Raw genomic sequence first — 23,663 nt, 5'->3', positions numbered from 1 at the left:
GCTTTGGTGATGCGGAGGAACTGATCACCCGCTAATATAACTTATTACCCGATCGCTAAACAATATGAACGCAGACCCTTACGCTTGGATAGAGAAATCCCTGGACACTGTTCGCCGGGCCGATTGGTATCGATCGCCCCAATCGATCGAAAGTTGCCCAGGCCCTGCGGTAAAATTAGGAAACCGCCGGCTGATTAACTTTGCCAGCAACGATTATCTCGGCCTCGCGGGGGATGACAGGCTAATTCAAGCGGCTGTGGCTGCAACAAAGGAATTTGGTACGGGCGCGACGGGTTCGAGGTTGCTCAGCGGACACCGCGATTTGCACCGACAGCTAGAACAGGCTATAGCTAATTTAAAACAAACCGAAGACGCTTTAGTATTCAGTTCGGGATATTTAGCGAATTTAGGGGCGATCGCCTCGATTGTCGGCAAGCGCGATTTGATATTATCTGACAAGTACAACCATTCGAGCCTCAAAAACGGAGCAGCGCTCAGCGGTGCAACAGTGCTAGAGTACGATCGTTGCCATCTTGAGGATTTAACAGCCAAACTAGAGCAAAATCGGGCACAATACCGCAAGTGTGTAATTATTACCGATAGCGTCTTCAGCATGGATGGGGACTTGTGTCCGCTGCCGCAGTTGCTAGCTTTGGCGGAACAATTTAACTGCATGGTATTAGTAGATGAAGCTCACGCTACAGGAGTTTTCGGTGCTAGCGGTGCTGGTTGCGCGGAACATTTCGGATGTACGGGATTGCCGCTAATCCAAGTGGGCACGCTAAGCAAAGCTTTGGGAAGTTTGGGTGGCTACGTTGCGGGCTCTGCGGCTTTAATTGACTTTCTCCGCAATCGAGCTGCAACTTGGATTTATACTACAGCATTAACGCCTGCTGACACAGCGGCTGCTTTGGAAGCTGTGAGAATTGTACAGCAAGAACCAGAACGCCGAGTGCGGTTGCAGCGTAATATTGAAACTTTCAAATATTGTGCTACCAATCGACAATTACCAATTAACAACTCCCTCTCCCCAATTTTCAGTTTGCCCTTAAAAGATGCAGCCACAGCTTTAACAGCCGCCAGCAAACTCAAGGAAATTGGTATTTTTGCTCCAGCGATTCGGCCTCCGACTGTAAGTGTAAGCCGAATTCGGATTTCGCTGATGGCAACTCACGAGCTCGCACACCTGCAGCAGTTGGTAGAGGCTTTGGAGCAAGTTTTGAGTCTTCAGTCAATGTAGGGTGTGCGCTGCGTACCGCTTGACTAAATATAGTTGAGTTTGTAGGTGCGCGCTTCGCCCTGCTTTAGATTGTGGGAAATGTTAAGATATCGCTATTGACTTATCGCAAATACTGTAGGTTATTGCGGTCGATCGCTCCACAAGTGTAAATTTTTTGTAAATTTAGATACTTTTTGCAATTTCGCGCTATATTAGAGAAGTAGTCGGTACAACAAATTAAATATAAGGAATGTCCATCATGAACACAAATCGCAAAAACGTACAAAAAGTAGCTGAAACCCACCGCAATAACATTCACAAGCAACTGATGCACCGCATTGAAGTAGCTAGAGCAAGCGGTAATCAAGATTTGGTTCGGGTGCTGGAAGAGGAAATGAAACAGTTGTAAGAAGCTGCCACTAGAATTTGCCCGCAGTCTGGTTTAGAGGGTTGTGCGAGAAATTGCAAAATTCCGGCAACCGCTATTCGTTAAATTTTCACTCCTCTATTTGTTGATAGAAAAAAAACCGATTTCTTGATGAAACCGGTTTTTTTTATTTATAAGGAAAAGAAAGAAGGAAGAGGGCACGCACAAACTCTATTTGTAGGGTGCGCCTCGGCGAACAGAGCCTCTACCAATACCGGATTGAACCATTTTTGGCGTAAGTTATTAAGTCAGAAGGAATAGGGAAGAACGGAGAACAGGAATTATACTGCATTGCTTTTATTTTTACACTATCTGTAGTTGTAAACTGCGCCGAGGCGCACCCTAGTAATAACTACAGGACTAAAGCCCCTCACCCATCACTTTAACCAGTCAGGATCACTCACCAGTTGACAGTCGCGACTAATATCAACTCCGGTAGCATCGGAATTAATATTACCCACAGTCAGGACAGGGCTTGGCCTTAGTCCCTACGATAATCGGGGTAGGGACACTCTTGCTCTCGCGGTGTCCTCCGTATCATTCCGATGCAACCGGAAATGATATAACGACCAAACTCAATAAGCGCACGAATGACGTACACTCATGTGTGTGCTATTAGTTAGAAAATTGAGCAATTTCCTAAGGGACTCAAGCAATTAATCGGGAGAGAATCTTGCCAGTTCCTTCAAGCTAGAATTCAAACAAATCATATTGCTTGCCATGAACTTGTGTGGGTGCTCAAAAGTTGAGCCGATAAAAATGGTCAAATAATATATCAAATTAAACATGGGTTGCTATTAAGTTATTTAATTCAGCAACTAAAACTTCCCGTTCGATGTTTATTGTCTAATTTTTTGGTGCTGGTACACCGATCTGTGATAGTTGCGTAACTCCTGGTAATATTGAAGAGGGATTGAGATAGATTTTCATGGTTTACTGGGAAAGGCAGCTTTGCCAAAATTTAAGACTAGCAAAAATGCTTAACGGAAAAAGTTAAAAGCTATAAAGCTGAACATCAGGGTCGCGACAGCAAAATCCCCAAAATAATAGGTAAAATTGATGGCGATCGGCATCCGACACCAGCCGGAAAACGGCTACAACTCAGAACCAGCTCAGCCTTCCCCAAAAGAAAATCTTAATAGCCGATCGCTCATGCGCCTGCCTCGAAGCCTGAGTGCGGTGGAAACATCGGGCTTTGGGCTCACAGGTCACGCCAATTGGTTTACCATCGCCACAGCTATCCAAGCAGCGATCGGGCCTAGCGCCATCTTCGTCTGGTTGCCCGGTATTCTCATGGGCATGATGCTCAATCTACAGGTAAAACGCATCGGTGAGTATTTCCCAGACATGGCTGGGGGAACGCCCAACTATACCGCCCGACTGCTGAAAAATTATCCGGGTCTGGGAAGCTATGCAGCGATCGGATACTTTTTAAGCTGGGTAGCAACACTGCCAATTTCTGCGATCGTACTGACGCAGCTAATCAAAGTCAACCTCAATAGTTTAGGTTTTAGCTGTCCTGAAACTTTACTAAATATTACCTTCACGCTCCTACCTTTCATTTTGACATTCAGCGGCACTCGCGCCTTAAGTATTCTGCACGCCTTTTTTGTGTTGCCGACAGTCGGCGTATTATCCGTTTTTTCCATTTATGGTCTATTCTGGTTAGCTTTTTCCGCAAACAGTCCCGGATTTTTCCCCGCAACTTGGCCGCCATTCACCTTTATTGACTGGGCTAAGTGGTTTTACTTTGGTACATACATCTTCTACTGCTGTGACTCTGCCGCCAGTTTCGTAGCGGATAGCCGCAACCCTACTAAAACCTTGCAGTTTCTCAAAATTTCCGCACTGGGGATGCTGCCTGTGATTTTAGGAGGCGCTTGGGTACTGATGCGCTTGGCCACCGATCCCGGTCTGAAAGATGACGTATTCTTGAATTTATTAGCTGCCTGTCAGGTATTGTGGGGGCCCTGGGTTCCCTCCCTCGTCACGTTTCTGGTGGTCGCTAGCTGTCTTCTGAGTTGCGCGACCATAGTTTCCAACTGCCCTCGGATGTTGTACCAACTTGCCGTAGACGGACATATTTCGCCAACATTCGCAGTTGTATCCCGACGGGGTGTATTTGGATTTGGGCTTGTGCTGGTTTTGGTTCTGAGTTTAATCTGTCTAGCTTGGGGAAATGTCCCTCGGCTTGTGGCGATTACTAATGTTGGCTTGGTTGTGTGCCTGACACTATTCCATCTATCACTGTGGCTGCGGCGGGGTAGTCCAGAAGTTCGGTGGCCTTGGTGGTCGCTGGCCTTCTTCATAGTAGATGCGGTGGTGCTGGTAGTCGGAGGCTTGGCTTGGGGCTGGCAAGACTTTATCATTGGGTTGTTTTTTCCCCTTGCCGTTTTGGCAGTAGATGCAGGGATAAGTCGCATTGCTTTTGCCCCCTTCCATCCGTCGTGGTGGATTCGGCTTTACCGCAACAGAAGCCAGAGCAAAATGCCAGATTTTGTGGCGTTTCAGGTTGTAATTTTGATCTTGCTGATTGTCAGCGCCGTCGCTGTGGGCTGGATTTTTGGCATCAGATTATATGCTAACTCTAGTGTTGGATTGAATCTATTAGTAGTGCTGGTTTTGTTAGTTGCTTTTGTTGGGGTGGCCGTTGCGTGCTGGACGAGTTTACCCCAAGTCGTCTCAATGGATGAAGCACGAGAGGGGGCAGAACAGTTATTTACCATTGCCCTAGATGCGATCGTAGTGCTCGATGAAAAAGGTGTAATTCGCCAGACTAATCCTGCTGCTGAAAGCGTCTTCGGAATCAATTCTACTAGGCTAATTGGGTCTCACCTAAACAAATTATTACCCGGATTAGAGACTCAGCCAGAAGACTGGCTCAGTCGCAGCGAACAAACTCTCAAGTTGTCCAATGGAGACTCGCGCATTCTAGAAGTTGCCATTTCCGACCGATTCTCTCAAGAAGCTTCCCTTTCCAATCAGGATCTGCAAGAATATGTGGCGATCGTCCGCGATATCACCGATCGCAAGCAAGCCCAAGAAGCACTGCAAAAGGCTAATGAGGAACTAGAAATCAAAGTCGAGGAGCGTACCTCTGAACTCACCCATACTGTAGAGCAATTGCAGAATGAAATTCAAGAGCGCCAGCGGATCGAAGAAAATCTCAGAGCTATGCAAAATCAGATAGTTGTCCAAGAAAAACTAGCTTCTCTAGGCAGTTTAACAGCCGGAATTGCCCACGAAATTAGAAATCCCTTAAATTTTGTCAACAATTTTTCAGAACTTTCTGCTGAATTAACCGAAGAACTGTTTGAAGAATTAGAAAATCAAGGAGAACGGTTAGAGCCAGAAACCAATGAATATATTGCCGAGCTATTAACCGATCTCAAAGGAAATCTTAAAAAAATCAATCAACACGGTCAAAGAGCCGACAAAATAGTTGGCAATATGCTGTTGCATTCGAGGGGACAAAGCGCCCATTGGGAAGCCACAGATATCAATAGTTTATTGGCAGAATATATCAATCTAGCCTATCACGGGATGCGAGCTAAGGAAACTGCTTTTAACATTACCATAGAAACCGACTATGACAATGACATTGGCCAAGTAAAGGTCGTGCCACAAGACATAGGTAGGGTTTTTCTTAACATTATTAGCAATGCTTGCTATGCAGCCCATAAAAAGCAACAAGAAATCGGGTCAGGATTTTCACCTGTACTTGACGTGAAAACTCGAAATCTGGACGGTCGGATTGAAATCCGCATTCGCGATAATGGCCAAGGGATAACGCCAGAGGTACTTGATAAAATTTTCAATCCCTTTTTTACTACAAAGCCACCAGCAGAAGGTACTGGTTTAGGTCTTTCTATCAGTCACGATGTTGTCGTCCAGCAACATCGCGGAGAACTAAAAGTCGAAACAGAAGTAGGAAATTACACAGAGTTTATCATCACATTGCCGAAAAAAACAGCAGAAATCAAGGAGTAAAAAAATGAAAGTAATGGTTGTAGACGACGAGGAAGATATTCAATCTTTGTTTACTCAAAAGTTTAGAAAAGAAATCAAAGCAGGGCAAATTTACTTTTATTTTGCCCTGTCAGCAGAGGCCGCCTTGGAATACTTAGAAAATCATAAAGAAGCGTCGATTGTCTTGATTTTGTCGGATATTAATATGCCCGGGATGAATGGGATAGAACTGCTCAGAATTATCAAAGAAAAGTTTCCCGATCTAAAAGTTTTTATGATTACCGCTTATGAAGATGAGAACAATCACCAAACTGCAATGGCTTATGGGGCTGATGACTATATTACTAAGCCTGTGAATTTTGAAGTTCTCAAAAATAAAATAATGAATTTGGAGTCACAATGAAATATAATTGCTAATTGCTAATTGCTAATTGCTAATTGCTAATTGCTAATTGCTAATTGCTAGTTGCACCCAGTCTCCCAGTCTCCTAGTCTCCCAGTCTCCCAGTCTCCCTCTCCCCATCTTCCTTCTTCCTTCTACTAGCAACTAAGAGGCTAATATGCCAGCTAAAATATTATTTGTGGATGACGAGCCAGATTTAGAATCTCTAATTTCCCAGAAATTTAGAAAAAAGATCCGTGCGGAAGAATACCAAGTTTTTTTTGCGTATAATGGCGTAGAAGCGCTGGCAAAGTTACAAGAACAACCGGATATAGACATTGTGCTGACTGACATTAATATGCCAGTTATGGATGGCATCGTTTTGTTAGGGAAACTTAATCAGATAGCTTCCCTAGTCAAAACAATAGTTATATCGGCTTATGGCGACTTGGGAAATATTAGAAAGGCGATGAACGCCGGAGCCTTTGATTTTTTGACTAAGCCTATAGATTTTAATGATTTAGAAATTACAATTAACAAAACATTGTCCCACGTACAACAGCTAAAGGAAAACGAGCGCTCCCGCCAAGAAAGAGAGGAGAAGTTGCGGCAATCGGAAGTGCGAGAGCGAGAAAAAGCTATCCAACTAGAAGTCGCAATGCAAAAGTTACAGCGCACCCAATCTCAGCTTATTCAGACTGAGAAAATGTCTAGCTTAGGACAGTTAGTTGCTGGTGTTGCCCACGAAATTAATAATCCGGTTAATTTTATTTATGGCAATTTAACTTATGTCAATGAGTATAGTCAGAAGCTATTGGATTTAATCAACCTTTACGAACAGCATGATGCCCATAATCACCCTGAAATCGCAGCTTTAATTGACAACATAGAGCTAGAATTTATCAGAGAAGATTTACCTAAAATGCTATCTTCGATGAAAGTAGGGGCTGAACGTATCCGTCAGATTGTGCTGACGTTGCGGAACTTCTCCCGCCTTGACGAAGCTGAGATGAAATTCGTTAATATTCACGAGGGCATCGACAGCAGTATAGTCATTTTGCAGAGTCGGCTCAAGCCTAAGCCGGATTGTCCACCTATTCAAATTATTCAAGAATATGGAGATTTGCCGAAAATAGAATGTTATGTGGGTCAGTTGAATCAGGTATTTATGAATTTGCTGAGCAATGCGATTGATGCCTTGAATTCCTATGACAAAAAACGCAGCCCGGAGCAAATTAAAAACGAGCCTAGTACGATTACGATTCGTACTGCTATGCTGAATCAGGATTGGGTAATAATCAGTGTGAAAGACAATGGGCTGGGGATAACAAGTGAGGTAATAACCCATCTATTTAGTCCTTTCTTTACAACTAAACCTGTGGGTCAAGGTACTGGTTTGGGATTATCTATTAGCTATCAGATTGTGGTGGATAAGCACGGCGGAGATTTGAAGTGTTTATCACAGCCAACAGAGCGGGGTGCAGAATTTGTGATTGAGATTCCTATTAGGCAGAATAATCGGGTAGAGATGAAGGAAACTTAAGGGGAATTAAACACAAAATCAGGGTCAAGTCTGGTAAAGTCTATAATCGCGATCGCACTTCCCCAATTTCTCTGTAATTTCTGAAGTCTCCCAAACACTGAACTACCTAGCTGAAGCCCTCGATAGTAGATTTTGAGTCGTTGGTCAACGTGTCAGTGTCCCGGACTGGTTAAGGTGAGGCGTGAGGGGGCGATCGCGCCTTCACCATGTGCCAGTTGCATAAGTTTTGAACTAATGACTAATGACTAATGACTAATGACTAATGACTAATGACTACTGCCAACTGCCAACTGCCAACTGCCTATCTTCCTCCGACTACAACATTTTTAATTCGCAGGTGGGGGCCGCCGACGCTGACGGGTAAACCGCCTTGGCCGCCTTTGCCGCAGCCGCCGTAGGCATAAACTGAGTCGTTGCCGATCGACTCAATATCCTTTAAAGTCTGAAATACATTGCCACTTAAAGTAACATCGCTCACCGGTTCGGCCAATTTGCCGTCGCGAATCATGAAGCCTTCAGCCGCCGCAAAGGTAAACATTTCGCCGTTTGTTTGTCCTCCCAACATCCGCACTGCATACACTCCTTCCTCAATGTCGCCCACCATTTCGTCAAAAGAATGTGCGCCAGATTCGATCGCCGTATTAGTCATCCGCACCAACGGCATAAAAGTAGCGCTCAGAGCCCTGGCATTTCCCGTCGGAGCTTCGCCCATTTTGCCCGCAGTCTCGCGATTGTGCATCCGAGCTGCTAAAACTCCATTTTTGATTAAATGCTTGCACTGAGCGGGCACGCCTTCGTCGTCGTATTTCAGAGTTCCCGGCAGTCCCGGCAAAGTTGCGTCGTCAATTACATTCAATTGTTCGATCGCCACAGGCTTGCCCAAAGTCAACAATTCCTGCATTTTGGGGTTTTCGTAAATGCCGTCAGCTTCCGACAAATGACCGAAAGCTTCGTGAATAAACACCCCCGACAAATAAGGGTCTAAAATCACCGGATACTGACCGCCTTTGACCGGTTTTGCGTCTAGTTGGCCAACAGCTCGAACAGCCGCACTTTTAACACGATCTTCAATATTTGTCAAGACACCGTAGTCCGATCGCGAGTGAATCGACTCAAACCCTTGGCGGACGACACCGCCCTCGCCCCGGGCGATCGCCCCGAAACGCCCCGTCACGTCCAAGCGCTCCTGAGCAATGCAAGTACCTTGAGAATTCACAAAATAAGTAATCCCAAATCTGTCGCTATAACCGGCCATTGTCGTCTGAATTCGCGGGTCATAATCTAACAGCAACTGATTGTAAGATTCGAGCAATTTCCGCTTTTCTGCTAAAGTAATAGAGCGCGGATCGCGGCCAAATTCCACCGCTACATAATCTTGAATCGGAGCGACATCTGCTAGTAGAGTTTTTTCGCTCCCAACCAAACGAGACTGAACGACAGCTTCTTCAATCCGAGCTTTTAACTCAGCTAAACCGTTAAAAGTTACAAAACTCCAGCCGCCTTTGTGACAGGCGCGGATGCCGCCGGCGAGACTGAAACTGCGGTTGACTGCATCTAACCCAGGGCCGCGAAAACTAATCGCTGTTGACTCGCTTTGTTCGAGGCGAACTTCTAGATAATCTACTCGATCGCGATAAGGTGCGATCGCTTCCATCAACTGTTCCTGCATCAAATTGCCCCTATGAAGATTTACGCCCAGCGCTGACAAAAATTATTGCTAACTCCATTTTAACCAATAAATCCCGTCTTTCGGGTGCGCGAGTCCGAACGGGGAGAGGGAGAGTCTGGGCTGTTTCATTCTAGAAAAAATCAGGGTTTTGTCTTGTAGGGGTAGTGCCCCCGTGCCTACCCCTCCACTCTTGCCCCAAGCCCGGTATCCCGGAAATATTGCATTTGCTTAGAAAAATAGAATTAAAATAAATCTATCTAAAGACTTAGAAATATAGCTTAAGTGCCGGCAAATGCAATACTTTAAGATTAAAAAATTTCAAATTTCACCTTATTTAGCAGCAATTGCCACATCAGTAGCAATTTTGGTCGGAGTTGGCATTTTAGATAGATCGGAACAACAGCGATTTTTGCAGTACAAGCGCGCTAGCACGATCGATCGCCTCAGTACAGTCCGTTCTAAGCTGGAAAGTTCTTTGAATTCCCGGCTGTTTTTGATCCGGGGTTTGGTGGCTGACATTTCCAACAACCCAAACATCACCGAAGCCGAATTTGCAGCGACGACGAGAATTCTGCTGGCACAGCAAACCGGTATTCGCAACATAACTTTAGTTAAAGGCACGACGATTGCTTACATTTATCCGCCGGAGGGAAATAAAAAGGCGATCGGGCTTGACTTGATGGCGGTATCCGAACAGCGACAAATGGTCGAAGAAGTCATCAACACCAGAAAAACTTTGGTTGCCGGGCCCGTGAAATTATGGGAGGGAGGCCTGGCCTTCGTCAGCAGAACACCCATTTTTCTCACACCCCCGAACGCAGAGCCTGAAACAGGAGTTTACTGGGGGTTGATCGGCGTGATCCTCGATAAAAACTCCCTGATCGAGGAAGCAGGACTCAATGACACCTCAGCCAACATGCAATATGCTGTGCGCGGCAAAGACGGCAAAGGAGCGATCGGGGACGTGTTTTTCGGCGACAAGTCGATTTTTCAGAAAAGTCCCGTGGTTCTGCAAGTGACCTTGCCCAACGGTTCCTGGCAGTTGGCAGCAATTCCGGCGGAAGGATGGCAACAGAATTCGCCGCTGCGGGGGTGGTTGCTGTTTGGTGGCTGCTGGCTGGCTGTTTTCAGCGGGGCGGTGGCCTTTAGTTGGGTGTACGGGCCTGCGAAATTGCGCGCGAACGAAGCTAAGTATCGGCAATTGGTGGAGAATGCTAACAGCATTATTGTGCAGTTAGATAGCGAAGGTAAGATTACTTTTTTTAATGAGTTTGCGGAAACTTTTTTCGGGTATTTAGAAGCAGAAATAATTGGCAAAAGTGTGATCGGCACAATTGTAGATTCGGTCGATTTGTCGGAAAATCATTTAGCCGTAATAATTCGAGACTGTGCGACAGAACCGGACAAATACTTCAAACACGAAAATCAAAACATCCGCCGCAATGGCGAAAAAGTCTGGGTAGCCTGGAGAAACCAACCTTTGCTCGATGACCGAGGACGAGCGATCGGGATTCTGTCGGTGGGTACAGATATTAGCGAGCGCAAAAAAGCTGAAATCGCCCTGCAAGCTTCTGAATCAGAATTGCTAGCTTTGTTTGCTGCCATGAACGACGTAATTTTTGTGCTCGATGTTGAAGGACGCTTCCTGAAAATTGCCCCCACCAGTCCTGAACTTTTGTACAAGCCACGGGCCGAACTTGTCGGACAAAAAACCCGCGATATATTTGAGCCAGAAATAGCAGAAATGTTTCTGGAGTCAATTCGCCTCGCCCTCGCTACTAATCAAGTCAGTAGTTTAGAATATAATCTGCAAATTGGTAGCGAACAAAGGTGGTTTTTCGCTAACATTTCGCCCATGACAGAAAATACGGTGCTCTTAGTAGCCCGTGACATTACGCAGCGCAAGCAGTCTGAAAATTGGTTGAACGGTCAAAAACAAATTTTAGAAATGATTACTCAGGGCGCTTCTTTGAGCGATACTTTAAATACTTTAATTGAAATTCTCGAACAGCAATCGAGAGATGTCATGGGTTCGGTTTTGCTGTTAGATGAAGACGGTCAACATTTTCTGCACGGAGCCGCGCCGAGTTTGCCGGAAAGTTACAACGCTGCTGTTCATGGTGCAGCCATCGGCCCGAATGTCGGTTCCTGCGGCACTGCTGTCTACCGCCGCGAACAAGTGATTGTTACAGATATTGCTACCGATCCTTTGTGGGAAAATTATCGAGATTTAGCCTTGACTTTTGGACTGAAAGCTTGTTGGTCTAGTCCGATTTTTTCGTCTACAGGTCAAGTTTTAGGCACTTTCGCCATGTATTGCGCCCAACCGCGCGTTCCCCAAAATTTTGATCTGCAATCGATCGAAACTGTCAGGCATTTAGCAGGAATTGCGATCGAGCGCAAACAAGCAGAAGAAAGTCTCAAAAAGCTCAATCAAGAACTAGAAAATATAGTCAAACAAAGAACAGCTCAATTGATGCAAAGTGAAGAACGCTGGCAGTTAGCGCTCAAAGGCAACAATGACGGCATTTGGGATTGGAACTTGCAAACAGGAGAAATATTCCTGTCCAATAGATTTAAAGAAATCACCGGATACCAACACAGACCAAATCTCGATTACTTTGACGAATGGAACAGGGACACGCATCCCGACGATTTAGCCTTAGTAATGCAAGCTTTCCAAGACCATTTAGATAGGAAAACGCCACATTATATCGTCGAATACCGATTGTGGTGCTACAACAGCTCCTACAAATGGATACTCAGTCGCGGACAAGCTTTGTGGGACGAAAATGAAAAAGCCATCCGCATCGTTGGTTCAATTACTGACATTACCGAGCGCAAACAAGCAGAGGAAGCACTGCGTTTGAGCGAAGCAAAATTCCAAAAGCTGTCAGCTAATTTGCCGGGAATGATTTATCAATGTTTGCTGCGTCCAGATGGCTCTGTCAGTTTCCCTTACATGAGTCTTGCTTCCCGAGAAATGTTTGAGTTAGAAGCCGAAGCTGTTGTGCAAAATTCGGCTTTGCTAGTAGATTTGGTTCATCCCGATGACCGCCAAAATTATTACGAATCTATTGGTGTTTCAGCGCAAAGTTTGCAACCTTGGCAGTGGGAAGGACGGCTAGTCCTGCCTTCAGGCAAAATTCGCTGGTTTCAGACAAATTCGCGTCCTGAAGCTAAAGAAAACGGCGATATTCTTTGGGACGGCATCACCATTGATGTGACGGATCGCAAGCAAGCTGAGTTAGCTTTGCAAGAAAGCCAGCAGTTCATTCAAAAAGTAGCCGATGCTACTCCCGGTATTTTGTATCTCTACGACTTGGAAGAACAGCGAAATATCTACTCTAATAATTCACTACTCGCGCTTTTGGGCTATACCTTTGACGACATTATAGCGATGGAGTCGTCAATGATCCCTCAGTTAATACACCCCGAAGATTTATTGCTAATCGTGAAACATCACGCGAGCCTTGTAGAAGTTGAAGATGGCGAAATTAGGGAAATTGAGTACCGGATGCGGGCAGCAGACGGTCAATTTTTGTGGCTGCAAAGTCGGGATACTATTTTTAGCAGGAATGCTGACGGTCAGGGTAAGGTAATAATTGGATTTTCCCTGGATATTACGACTCGCAAACAAGCAGAGGAAGCACTGCGACAAAGCGAGGCGCGAGAAAGACAAAGAGCCGGAGAGTTGGAGTCAGCGCTGCAGTCATTGCGCTCTACTCAAGCTCAACTCGTTCAAACTGAAAAAATGTCTTCTTTGGGGCAGTTAGTTGCCGGCATCGCTCACGAAATTAATAATCCGGTTAATTTCATTCACGCTAATATTAATTATCTCAAAGAGTATACGCAACAGTTGCTCGGTCTGGTGAGTCTTTACGAACAGGAGTATCCAGAACCTAATGCAAAAATTGTCGATCGCATTGAAGAGATTGATTTGGACTTCATGGCCGAGGATTTAAGAAAACTTGTGGGTTCGATGCAGGTAGGAACCGAGCGCATCCGGCAAATTGTTTTGTCCCTCAGAAATTTCTCGCGGCTGGACGAATCGGCAATGAAGCCTGTGGATATTCATGCAGGAATTGATAGCACTTTGTTAATTTTGCAGCACCGCTTGAAAAGTCACGACAGCCGTCCGGCCATTGAAGTAATTAAGGAGTTCGACAAACTGCCACTGGTGGAGTGCTATGCTAGCCAACTGAATCAGGTGTTTATGAATATTATTGTTAATGGGATTGATGCGATTGAGGAACGCTGTCACAAGTTGTCGGTTTCTGAAGCAGAGAAAAATCCCGGCCGGATTGCTATTTGGACTGGTGTAACGCCTCAAAACACTGTGATGGTGGAAATTTCGGATAACGGTACGGGCATTCCCGAGGAGATAGTCGATCGCATTTGTAACCCGTTTTTTACGACAAAAGCTGTGGGGAAAGGTACGGGGCTGGGAATGTCGATCGCGCACTCGATTGTGGTAGAAAAGCACAAGGGTAAGATTGAGTGTATTTCCAAAATGGGACAGGGAACGACTTTTAAGATTGAAATTCCGATCGGCAAAACCTAGTCGATTTTAGATTTTAGATTATAGATTTTAGATTGGTAGGGTGCGTCAGCTCATAGCTGAATTTTCAGGCTGTGAGCGATGAGCCGCGAGCTGACGCACCCTAAAAATTAGCGACTCGTGCACGAATGCTCCCCTTCTTCCTTCTTCCCTCTTCCTTCTTCCTGATGACGTTGGACGGAAAGCTCGGGGGGACAGCAAAACATGACGTTGGACTAATGACTTCTTCCCTCTTCCCTCTGCTACAGCGACTAAGATAGATCCAAGCTGCTAGAGAAGCGGTGCTGCATCAACCTTTAAATGGATAAAAACTGACATGATGGGATTAATCCTGGAAGCGCTCGAAGCAATGGGACACAATGTCCGCTGGATGTCTTGGAATTTGTTTTTAGGTTTACTACCGCTGGCGCTGAGTTTTTGGCTGTTCCGCAAACCCCGATCGCGCTGGCTGCTTTGGGGTACGTGGGTTCTTCTGGGCGCTACATTTGTGCCGAGCACGCGCCATGTTTTAGCCTATCTGAGGCACATTGTGCAAGATGTGGGTAAAACTTACGTTTTGGGGGCGATCGCCATTACACTCGCGCTGATGGCTTTAGATATCTGGGTACTGCGACAGCGCGGAGTTCGCTCTCTCCGCTGGTGGGGCGGTTTTTTCTGGTTTATCGCATTTTTGCCCAACGCACCCTACGTTTTAACTGATATCATTCACCTGATTGAGCAGATTAAAGAGGATCGATCGGTGTGGACTGTGACTCTGGCTTTAATTCCGCAGTATCTGGCGTTTATGCTGGCCGGGTTTGGAGCTTACGTGCTGTCGGTGATGAATTTGGGTTACTATCTCAAGCAACAGGGTTGGGGTAGATTTATTCTCGCCACCGAGATGATTATTCACGCACTTTCGGCGATCGGCATTTATTTAGGGCGATTTATCCGCTTCAACACTTGGGACATTCTGACTAACCCCGATGCGCTGGTTAACACCGTAATGAACGATTTGATTGGCAAGCGTCCGGTTGTAGTAATGGTTGCAACATTTGTAGTAATTGCGGTTTTGTATTGGCTGATGAAGCAAGTTATTTTGGGGATTAGCGAGCGATTTTACAGCACTCAATCCGAGTCGGGGTCGATCGACCAAACCGCGACTTCTTCTGATTCCATCGATTTGAGATTCTAGAGATGCCCATTGAGAATTGACTTGTAGCTCCGTGAATCTGCCAGCTTGAACTAATAGCAGTTCAAAAAAACAATGCAACTCTAGGATAGCTGCTAAACCGCTATTTTATAAGTCATTCTCAATCAAAAAACGCAAAACAAAAAATGAAAATGCTATAAGACCCATTTTTTTTAGATCGCGTATTTAAGCCGGCAAGCAAGTATCCGTCTGTAGGTGAGATTAATTTCTGCGATCGGCTCCCAAATAAATTACTGCAGCCATCGGTAATAAAACTTGATATGTTATAACAGCCGAAGTAGTTTTGTAACAAGCAAAGATGAATCGATTTGACCGTCAGTTGTGGGAGCGATTTATGGCGATCGCTCAGCCTTACTTTTATCCTTTAGAGCCTGGGGGCGGCAGAAGATTTTTAGGATTAGTCGCACTGCTGTTGATATTTCTCTTTGCTGCGATGTTTATGGCTGTGAGCGCTTTATGTCTCGGAGGTGCTGCTCTTTTTCCAGATTTTGTCAATAGTATTGCAGCCGGCTTAGTTACTTTGTTGAAAGGAATTATTAATTCGCCCGCAATTGCGATCGTAGCTTTCATGCTAATTATTCCTTTCATTGCTTTTATCTGCTTCAAAAACAGATTGACAGCGCACTGGCAGCCCTGGGCTTTATTGACTTTGCTGCTATTTTTGTCCCTGTCAGTTAGCGGGCTTAATGTAATTATTAGTTATGTCGGTAACTTTTTTAACACAGCACTAGCTAAAAAAGACGAACTCAATTACTGGAAGTATCTGTTTGTCTATGCAGGCGTTTTTGCACTCGGCACTCCTATTGTCGTAATTTACCGCTACATCCAAGATAAATTAAGTCTCTACTGGCGAGAGTGGATGACAAATAAGTTCCTCGATAAATATTTTCACAATCGGGCTTATTACGAAATAAATTCTCACAAAGAAATCGACAATCCCGACCAGCGAATTTCCGAAGATGTCAAATCATTTACCAGGACAAGTTTGTCATTTTTGCTGATAATCTTGGGTTCAATAGTTGACATTATATCTTTCACAGGTATCCTGTGGTCTATCTCCAAACAACTTTCGATATTCCTGATAGTTTATGCTATCTTGGGGACGGTCGCCACTCTAATTTTTGGGCAAAAATTAGTACCTCTTAATTTTAACCAACTTAAAAAAGAAGCTAACTTCCGCTACGGACTGGTTCACATTCGCGACAATGCTGAATCTATTGCTTTTTACCGGGGAGAAGAACAGGAATCGACACAAATAAAGCAGCGGTTCGTGGAAGTATTCCGCAATTTTAATTTACTAATTGGCTGGCAGCGAAATCTGGATTATTTCACAACAGGATACGGATATGCTGTTGTGATTATTCCGGCTTTGTTTCTAGCTCCTGCTTACTTTGCCGACAAAACCGATACAATCCAGTTTGGAGATATCACGCAAGCAGGTTTTGCTTTCAGTCAGGTTTTAAGTGCTTTTTCTGTGGTTGTAACTCAGATTGAACCGCTGAGTTCTTTTGCAGCTAGTATCAATCGTTTGACTGTATTTACAGATACTTTGGAAGCAGAAAAAGCGGTATCTCGTGCCGGAGAAACAGTTATAGATGTAGTAGTTGATTCTCAGTTGACGCTGGAACACGTTACTTTAGATACTCCCAAACATCAAAAGACTTTGATTAGGGATTTGTCGGTAGCGGTGTCGCCGGGAGAAGGACTGTTAATTGTCGGTCAAAGCGGCGCAGGAAAGAGTTCTTTGGTGCGGGCTATTGCGGGTTTGTGGGATTCGGGAACGGGCCGTTTGGTGCGGCCGGAACTTGGGGAAATGTTGTTTTTGCCGCAGCGTCCTTATATGATTTTGGGGAGTTTGCGATCGCAACTTCTGTATCCCAACACCAGCAGCGAGGTTGATGAGGAAAAATTTCGCCGCGTTTTGGCATCAGTAAACTTAGCAGATTTACCCGACAGATTGGGCGGTTTTGAGGCGGATTTAGATTGGACGGAGATTTTGTCGCTGGGAGAACAGCAGCGTTTAGCTTTTGCCCGATTGTTGCTGACAGAACCGCGCTACGCTATTTTGGATGAGGCGACAAGTGCTTTGGATTTGAAGAACGAGCAACATTTATACGAGCAGTTGCAAGCAACTAAAACTACCTTTGTGAGTGTCGGCCACCGCTTGAGTTTGTTGAAATATCACCAGCAGGTTTTGGAACTTTTGGGCGATGGAAGTTGGCGGGTGGTTTCTGCTGAGGAATACCGGGATAGTGCGAGCGTGTTTGATTGATAGAGGGCTGCTAAAGATGATATTATGTCCGGCAAAAAAATAACGTTCAGGTTGGTAGTAAGGACTGAAGTTCCCATCCAATTTAAAAGCTGAAGTCCTCACTACAAACGTATTTTATAGCTGTTGTTAGCTCGGACATAATATTACTGATTGCATCAGGGTTGGGAGGTTTTCCGCAGTTGCATGGTTTTTTAAACTGGTACCAAAACCTAGAATTTGGGAAAAAATATCTCAAATTTTCCGAAAAAAAAACAAGCAAACTGAACTTTAACCGATGCAATTGTTCGCCCGCGAGAACTCACAGAATATAATAGAAGATAGATTTTTAGTAGAGGCGAGATTCCTACCTTGACTACTCCGATTCCTCAAAACTTTGTGCAAAATATCGCCAAACAGCTCGGTGTGACAGATGCCGAGTTAAAAACCGTGTTTATGGCTCTTGACGGTCAATCTACCGCTACGATCGCCAAAAAGCTCGGCATTAGCGACATCGCCGTTCGCAAAAGACTAGGCGAAGTTTACAAAAAGTTTCAGATTGGGGGGAACGGCCCAGGAAAATTGTCAGAATTGAGACATCAGTTGCTGTTTTCATACCACGCAGAGCAGGGAGCAAGCGATTTTAGTCCCGGAGGTAAAGGATCTTTTTTCAAAATGCCGATCCTCTCCGAGCGCTCCGCTAACGGGCGCAGACAAGAAGATTGGGGCCAAGCACCGGATGTTACGGTTTTTTACGGACGCAGTGAAGAATTAACTGCGCTAAAACAGTCGATCGTATCGGATAATTGTCGCTTGGTAGCGCTGCTGGGTTTGGCCGGTAGCGGGAAAACAACTCTGTCGGTACAGTTGGCGAAACAGATACAGCATGAGTTTGATTTTGTGATTTGGCGATCGCTGCGATCGACACCAACACCATCCGAATTTCTAGACAGCTTAATTCAACTTTTTTATAACCCAAAAAAGCCCGATGTGCCGTTAGTGGCTCCATCGAAAAAGAGCGATCTCAACGACAAAATTTCGCGTTTAATCGAGCATTTGCGAAAACAGCGCTGTCTGCTAATTGTAGACGATTTTGAAGCAGTCCTCCGACCCGAAGAACTAGCAGGACACTACCGCGAAGGCTGCGAAGGCTATCGAGATTTAATTATACGCCTCGGTCAAGTCAATCATCATAGCTGTTTAGTGTTAGTTAGTGCCGAAGAACCTACAGAACTAGCTTTGCTGGCGGGAGAAAAAGTGCGGTCTTTCAAGCCCGCTATTTCTTCAGAAATAGCGCGAGAAATTTTTCAAGAAAAAGGCTTGTCAGCTCGCGATCGAGAGTGGGAAATTTTGTTAGCTCGCTACGGAGAAAATTTGTTAGCATTAAAGATTGTGGCAACCACAATTAAAGATTTTTTTGATGGTAATGTTGTCAAATTTTTAGAAGGGACGGCGTTATTTATTGAAGAACACATCAGCAATTTGCTCGCGCAGCAGTTCGATCGAATGTCGAATTCAGAACAAGAGATTGTCTGCTGGCTGGCTATTGCACAAAGTCCAATTTCCCTGACGACTTTGCGAGAAAAAATGTTAGTCAATTCCTCGCTTTCCGATTTGCTAACAAATCTCGATTCTCTCAGCCGTCGCTTGCTAATTGAAAAAATCAGTGAGGCCGGAGAAACTGTGTTTAGGCTTCAGCCTTTAATTGTGAAATACGTCAGCGAAAGATTAGTTGAGCAGATTCGGGTGGAGGTTTTGGAAACAGTTAAAACGCAAGGAACAGAAAGAATGCTGCTGTTGAAAACTCACAATTTTAGCCAGAGTATTGCTCAAGAAAAAGCCGGTGAAGAATCTCGCAGTCGTTCAATTTTAGCATTAGTTAAAAATCGGCTGCAAGTGTTGTTTCTGAAAACTACAGGCTTTGAAGAACCGCTAAATATCCTGACGAAAGTTGTCTCCGGTTTGGAGGATAAATCGACGCTTGAGGTGGGATATGCGAAGGAGAATCTAGCGCAGATTATTTGGGAATTTCAGTAGACTTGAATTGCATCCATGTCCTCTCAAGACTTGAAATCTGCGTTGAGCGCCGTCAATCTGCTATTTTCCGAGCGATCGTATGATGTTCAGTAGATTACCATCACAAAAATGGTTCGCGCGTGCGTCAGTCAGTGTCCGCACGCGCGATCCGAACTGTGCGTTTAATCGAGTATTTGTGGGGTGCGGATACATCAAAAATTCCTTGCACTCGATCGACAATCTGACGTAGCGGATCTATGAAATTGTCGATTTTTTGTTATAAATTTTCGAGGAATACGCACCCTACGCTTCCTTCTTTCTTCTTTTCACCCTGAGCGAAGCCGTTATAGCCTTCTTCGTGATGACGTTGGACGTTCGCGAGCGGCTAAAATAACTAATAACTAGCCTTCGACTTCGCTCAAGCTAAAATAACTAATAACTAACAACAAATAACCAATAACCAATAACCAATAACCAATAACCAATAACCAATAACTTCTTTGCCAAAAAAAACGATCGCCCTTTCAAAAAAAGCGATCGCCCAATTTTCAACAAAAACAGAATTCGATAAAATTATTTGACAATACCGAAAGCCGATGCAGATTCAGATCCAGTAATTTGGCCCAAAGCAGGGGCTGTTGGAGTCTGTGCAATTTTGGGTGTCAAAAATCCCTTCGCATAAATCTGAGGATTTTCTTGAACAATTAGGCTGTAAGATTGGCGGACTTCGGCGTTTACCGCCACAGTCGTCGCATCGTAAACTTGCATCGCCATGTTGGGATAAAAACCAATTCCCACAATCGGTATCAAAAAGCAAAATGCGATCGCCACTTCCCGAGGTTTAGCATCAATAAACTGTGCATCACCAGGCAAAATACAACTATTACCGAAACAAACCGCTTCATCCAGATTCTCTCGCTGATTCCGCAAATCTAGATCCTCAAGGTCACAAGCCGCCAATGTTCCACAGTTGTAAAATAACTGTCGCAGCATCGAGAGCAAATAAATCGGTGTCAAAATCACTCCCACCGCCGCCAAAAACACGATCGCCGCGCGGAAAGAAGAGCCGTAAACATCGCTCGTTGCAACGCCTACAAAGACTGACAATTCGCTAGCAAAACCGCTCATACCGGGGAGTGCCAAAGATGCCATTGCGCCTGCGGTAAACAAGGCAAAAACTTTCGGCATCACTTTCCCAATCTCGCCCATCTCGTCCATCACCATTGTATGGGTGCGATCGTAGGTAACGCCCGCCAGGAAAAACAATACTGAGGCGATCAAACCGTGGGAAATCATTTGCAGCAGCGCCCCGTTGATTCCCAAATCCGTGAAGGAAGCAATACCCAACAACACGAATCCCATGTGAGAAATCGACGAATTCGCAAGGCGGCGCTTCATGTTCGTTTGGCCGAAGGAATTCAGCGCGCCGTAGATAATGTTAACAACACCCAGCACCGCCATAATCGGTGCAAAGTAAATGTGTGCTTTCGGAAGAAGTTCCAAATTCAGGCGGATCAGTCCGTAGCCGCCCATTTTCAGCAACACGCCGGCCAGAATCATCGACACCGGAGAAGATGCTTCGCCGTGGGCATCAGGTAGCCATGTGTGAAAGGGGAAAATCGCCAGTTTTACGCCGAAGGCAATGAACAATCCGCCATAAAGCAGGATTTCTAAACCCAGCGGGTAGTCCTTCAAGCCGAGTTCTACCATGTCGAAGGTAACGTTTCCTCCGCCGTAAAATCCCATTGCTAAGGCAGCTATCAAAATAAAAATGGAAGCGCCTGCGGTGTAAATCAAGAATTTGGTAGCTGCGTAGCGGCGGTTTTGTCCGCCCCAAATCGAGATTAGCAGGTACACCGGAATTAGTTCTAATTCCCAGACAATGAACAGCAGCATGATGTCTTGGGCGACAAATACTCCGATTTGTGCCGAATACATCACCAACATTAGGAAGTAGAACAATCGAGGCTTGCGATCGACCTCCCATGCAGCAAAAATAGATAGCGTCGTCACCAATCCCGCCAACAACACCAGCGGAACCGACAGCCCGTCAACCGAAACAGACCAGTTGAGCCCTAAAGAAGGTATCCAGGAATATTTCTCGACGATTTGGAAAGTAGAGATGCTCGGATCGTAGTGAGTCCAGAACACCCAGCACATCAATACAAAGTCTGCAATACCAACGCTCAGAGCATACCAGCGGACTGTTTTGCCGTCTGTATCCGACAAAAAAGGGATGGCGGCGGCAGCTATGAGGGGTAGGATGACAATTGCGGTCAGCCAAGGAAATTGATCCGCTATCATGATAGTGAGAATAAATACTTAGTTGGAAGTTACGACAATTATAATACTAAATTTAAGTAAAACTTAACATTTGTAAATATATTTTTTTGACAAATACCGCAGTGGCTAGCAAAATCATAGATTGCGGCAAATGTCAATAGTTTTTGCAGTTATTTTATTCAGCAGTTTTTAACCGGACTCAAACATTTTCTAGCAGCTAAAGTGGCTCTAAACCTCTCTGGACAAGGCTTGTGAAGTCGGGAAGCCAAAAATAACACTAATGCGACGGCGAGCATCTGTGTTGTGTATTTCTAGCATCGCCCAGCCCAAAAAATCCTTTTTACAAAACACAGATATTCCTGCTTACGGTTTCGGGCAAGTCTTATTGGGGAAATCACAGCTATAAATATAGGGTTTCTGCCAGTTCAGAGGAATTTGTAATAAATCCCTGGTTCCCGTCATTCCCTGTCCCAGAAAGAGCAGCACAGCTATCGAATTCAAGATGACATGGACAGTGCGCCACCGATTCGATCGATCTTTGTAAATATCTTCAACAATCGCCAGCGAAAACACCATCAGCAGCGCAGCGGTGATGCCAATGTAATAGTGAGACCAATACCATTCCTTGGTTAGCCGATAAACGCCATCTTGAGTGCCAAGAATCACCAAGCCAGCACCAGTCAATGTCGCAAATATGCCACGCCATAACGCCGGTGTCGATCGATAGAGCATCACCAAAGAAGCAATAGTCGCCAAAAACATCAGCACAATGAAAACGACTTGAAACGAGTTTTTGCTCCAAATTTGTTCGGTCAAAATATGCTCAAAAATCGCGTAGCCTAAACCCAACAACGTCACTCCTACCACCGAACCAGACAGAATTCTACCTGCTTTCAGGTGTTCTGAACCGACTACTGGAGGAATTTTGCTCTTTTCCCCGGATGCAACTTGCTTGCGGCGCTGCATCGTTTGCCAAGCCATATTCAGCACCACACCAAGCATCGGAAAAACGATCGCTACAGCTAAAATCGGATGCAGCAAAGCCAGAAAATCTTTAAGTTCCATACAATACCCTTTCGTTTTTCAATTCGATTTAACCTCACATCTTGCGCCCATCTCAAATCAGGCTTTTTCATAGGGAAGAGCGGGTTTATTCAACCTCTCTGTAACTTTCTGTGACTGTTGGCGAAGTGAGCCCCTACAGGACACTCGTGTTGCAATATCTCAGTTTAACTAAACTTTTGATACCTTCACGCAATCGATCGCGCGATCGAACAACACACAAGGCTTCAACAAAATCCCAGATAGTAGCAAAAGAGACAATAACTCGCCGGAGCGCCAGGGCGTTTCCATTTACAAACGAATACCAGAAATATTATGGTACAAAATGTGAGTTTGAATCAAGTATGATAGCTCCAAAAAGATTTCTGAGTATCCGGCATCAGCTTTAATTAAGCTTAACGTAACAATTCTTTGTTATTCAGAATACTAGGCCAATTTTTGTTTGCTAAAGCAATATGACCGGGGATATCACCCATCCACTCTGCTTGTACTTTCTTGTCGTAGTTGAGATAAAGCTTCCCATTAACAATTTTCCAGGCATCAGGTTGTGTAGCAACAAGATTTCCTTCACTGGCAGCCTGAGCGCAATATCCACCGTATTCAGGAGCATATTTTTCAGGATTTTTAGCAAACATATCGCGGTTTGCTGCACTAGCAAACATCCAAGTTGTGCCACCCCAATTATGTTTGAATTGGCTAACTCCCATCACTAATTTGCTTTGGGTAAAATAGGCTACGACATCCTGACCGTCAAGAGCCATACCATTTTCGGTGTAATACTTAGGATGAACGGTTGTTGTGCTGTTTTTACCAGCGCAAGGATTGGCTTTACCCGCGCAAGGATTGGCTTTCCCCGCACAAGGATTGGCTTTCCCCGCACAAGGATTGGCTTTCCCCGCACAAGGATTGGCTTTACCAGCGCAAGGATTGGATTCTGCAATCTTGAATGAAACGGTTGTAGAGTTTGAGTTTGTGGCACCCTTGAAGTTGGCGTAGCTAACATTAGCTGTTGCCAAGCCTAGAATAGTGGCAATCGCGATCGTGGTAAAGTATTTTACTTTCATGTGTTTAATTTTCCGATAAATTGTTAGC

General features: G+C 44.9%; 13 protein-coding genes. 9 read left to right on the top strand and 4 right to left on the bottom strand.

What is annotated here, in order from left to right:
• Window positions 1-64 precede the first annotated feature (64 nt).
• The 5 genes from bioF (at window position 65) to QUA01_RS04145 (ending at window position 7,540) form a co-directional block, all read left to right on the top strand.
• Complete coding sequence (gene bioF / locus QUA01_RS04165; RefSeq protein WP_333087064.1) at window positions 65-1,240, top strand: 8-amino-7-oxononanoate synthase; 1,176 nt, start codon at window positions 65-67, stop codon at window positions 1,238-1,240.
• 238 nt (window positions 1,241-1,478) lie between these two features.
• Complete coding sequence (gene pirA / locus QUA01_RS04160; RefSeq protein ID WP_333087062.1) at window positions 1,479-1,628, top strand: arginine synthesis PII-interacting regulator PirA; 150 nt, start codon at window positions 1,479-1,481, stop codon at window positions 1,626-1,628.
• Between the two features lie 1,077 nt (window positions 1,629-2,705).
• Window positions 2,706-5,636: an amino acid permease gene (locus QUA01_RS04155; RefSeq protein WP_333087060.1), complete on the top strand. Its 2,931-nt coding sequence runs from the start codon at window positions 2,706-2,708 to the stop codon at window positions 5,634-5,636.
• 4 nt (window positions 5,637-5,640) lie between these two features.
• Window positions 5,641-6,018, top strand: a complete 378-nt coding sequence (locus QUA01_RS04150) for a response regulator (protein WP_333087059.1) — start codon at window positions 5,641-5,643, stop codon at window positions 6,016-6,018.
• Between the two features lie 157 nt (window positions 6,019-6,175).
• Entirely contained in the window at window positions 6,176-7,540 is a 1,365-nt protein-coding gene (locus QUA01_RS04145; RefSeq protein ID WP_333087058.1) for a hybrid sensor histidine kinase/response regulator, read from the top strand.
• 301 nt (window positions 7,541-7,841) lie between these two features.
• On the opposite strand, the gene QUA01_RS04140 is transcribed toward QUA01_RS04145, so the two are convergent.
• Complete coding sequence (locus tag QUA01_RS04140; protein ID WP_333087057.1) at window positions 7,842-9,209, bottom strand: TldD/PmbA family protein; 1,368 nt, start codon at window positions 9,207-9,209, stop codon at window positions 7,842-7,844.
• A gap of 292 nt (window positions 9,210-9,501) precedes the next feature.
• Between QUA01_RS04140 and QUA01_RS04135 the strand changes: the two genes are divergently transcribed.
• The 4 genes from QUA01_RS04135 (at window position 9,502) to QUA01_RS04120 (ending at window position 19,247) form a co-directional block, all read left to right on the top strand.
• A complete protein-coding gene (locus QUA01_RS04135; RefSeq protein ID WP_333087056.1) occupies window positions 9,502-13,773 on the top strand; it encodes a PAS domain S-box protein in 4,272 nt (1,423 codons plus the stop codon).
• Window positions 13,774-14,086: 313 nt separating this feature from the next.
• Complete coding sequence (locus QUA01_RS04130; protein WP_333087055.1) at window positions 14,087-14,944, top strand: DUF1361 domain-containing protein; 858 nt, start codon at window positions 14,087-14,089, stop codon at window positions 14,942-14,944.
• 316 nt (window positions 14,945-15,260) lie between these two features.
• The gene (locus QUA01_RS04125; RefSeq protein ID WP_333087053.1) at window positions 15,261-17,234 is read left to right on the top strand and encodes an ABC transporter ATP-binding protein/permease; all 1,974 of its coding nucleotides are present in this window, start codon (window positions 15,261-15,263) and stop codon (window positions 17,232-17,234) included.
• A gap of 348 nt (window positions 17,235-17,582) precedes the next feature.
• Window positions 17,583-19,247, top strand: a complete 1,665-nt coding sequence (locus QUA01_RS04120) for an ATP-binding protein (protein WP_333087052.1) — start codon at window positions 17,583-17,585, stop codon at window positions 19,245-19,247.
• Window positions 19,248-19,799: 552 nt separating this feature from the next.
• Here the strand turns inward: QUA01_RS04120 and QUA01_RS04115 are convergent.
• The 3 genes from QUA01_RS04115 to QUA01_RS04105 form a co-directional block, all read right to left on the bottom strand.
• Complete coding sequence (locus QUA01_RS04115; protein ID WP_333087049.1) at window positions 19,800-21,530, bottom strand: NAD(P)H-quinone oxidoreductase subunit 4; 1,731 nt, start codon at window positions 21,528-21,530, stop codon at window positions 19,800-19,802.
• Window positions 21,531-21,872: 342 nt separating this feature from the next.
• The gene (locus QUA01_RS04110) at window positions 21,873-22,574 is read right to left on the bottom strand and encodes a DUF4079 domain-containing protein (RefSeq protein WP_333087048.1); all 702 of its coding nucleotides are present in this window, start codon (window positions 22,572-22,574) and stop codon (window positions 21,873-21,875) included.
• 392 nt (window positions 22,575-22,966) lie between these two features.
• The gene (locus QUA01_RS04105) at window positions 22,967-23,635 is read right to left on the bottom strand and encodes a YHS domain-containing (seleno)protein (protein WP_333087047.1); all 669 of its coding nucleotides are present in this window, start codon (window positions 23,633-23,635) and stop codon (window positions 22,967-22,969) included.
• Between the last annotated feature and the right edge of the window lie 28 nt (window positions 23,636-23,663).

The sequence above is a fragment of the Microcoleus sp. S36a_B3 genome (assembly GCF_036700745.1).
Taxonomy (GTDB): Bacteria; Cyanobacteriota; Cyanobacteriia; order Cyanobacteriales; family Microcoleaceae; genus Microcoleus.
Note: the sequence above shows the minus strand (reverse complement) of the source record. Positions and strands in the feature narration are given on the sequence as shown.

What these genes read in the sequence shown, in the direction of transcription:
- QUA01_RS04125 (WP_333087053.1), top strand. Translation starts at nt 15,261, where the DNA reads ATGAATCGATTTGACCGTCAGTTGTGGGAGCGATTTATGGCGATCGCT.
- bioF (WP_333087064.1), top strand. Translation starts at nt 65, where the DNA reads ATGAACGCAGACCCTTACGCTTGGATAGAGAAATCCCTGGACACTGTT.
- QUA01_RS04115 (WP_333087049.1), bottom strand. Translation starts at nt 21,530, where the DNA reads ATGATAGCGGATCAATTTCCTTGGCTGACCGCAATTGTCATCCTACCC.
- QUA01_RS04110 (WP_333087048.1), bottom strand. Translation starts at nt 22,574, where the DNA reads ATGGAACTTAAAGATTTTCTGGCTTTGCTGCATCCGATTTTAGCTGTA.
- QUA01_RS04130 (WP_333087055.1), top strand. Translation starts at nt 14,087, where the DNA reads ATGATGGGATTAATCCTGGAAGCGCTCGAAGCAATGGGACACAATGTC.
- QUA01_RS04145 (WP_333087058.1), top strand. Translation starts at nt 6,176, where the DNA reads ATGCCAGCTAAAATATTATTTGTGGATGACGAGCCAGATTTAGAATCT.
- pirA (WP_333087062.1), top strand. Translation starts at nt 1,479, where the DNA reads ATGAACACAAATCGCAAAAACGTACAAAAAGTAGCTGAAACCCACCGC.
- QUA01_RS04105 (WP_333087047.1), bottom strand. Translation starts at nt 23,635, where the DNA reads ATGAAAGTAAAATACTTTACCACGATCGCGATTGCCACTATTCTAGGC.
- QUA01_RS04150 (WP_333087059.1), top strand. Translation starts at nt 5,641, where the DNA reads ATGAAAGTAATGGTTGTAGACGACGAGGAAGATATTCAATCTTTGTTT.
- QUA01_RS04135 (WP_333087056.1), top strand. Translation starts at nt 9,502, where the DNA reads ATGCAATACTTTAAGATTAAAAAATTTCAAATTTCACCTTATTTAGCA.
- QUA01_RS04155 (WP_333087060.1), top strand. Translation starts at nt 2,706, where the DNA reads ATGGCGATCGGCATCCGACACCAGCCGGAAAACGGCTACAACTCAGAA.
- QUA01_RS04140 (WP_333087057.1), bottom strand. Translation starts at nt 9,209, where the DNA reads ATGCAGGAACAGTTGATGGAAGCGATCGCACCTTATCGCGATCGAGTA.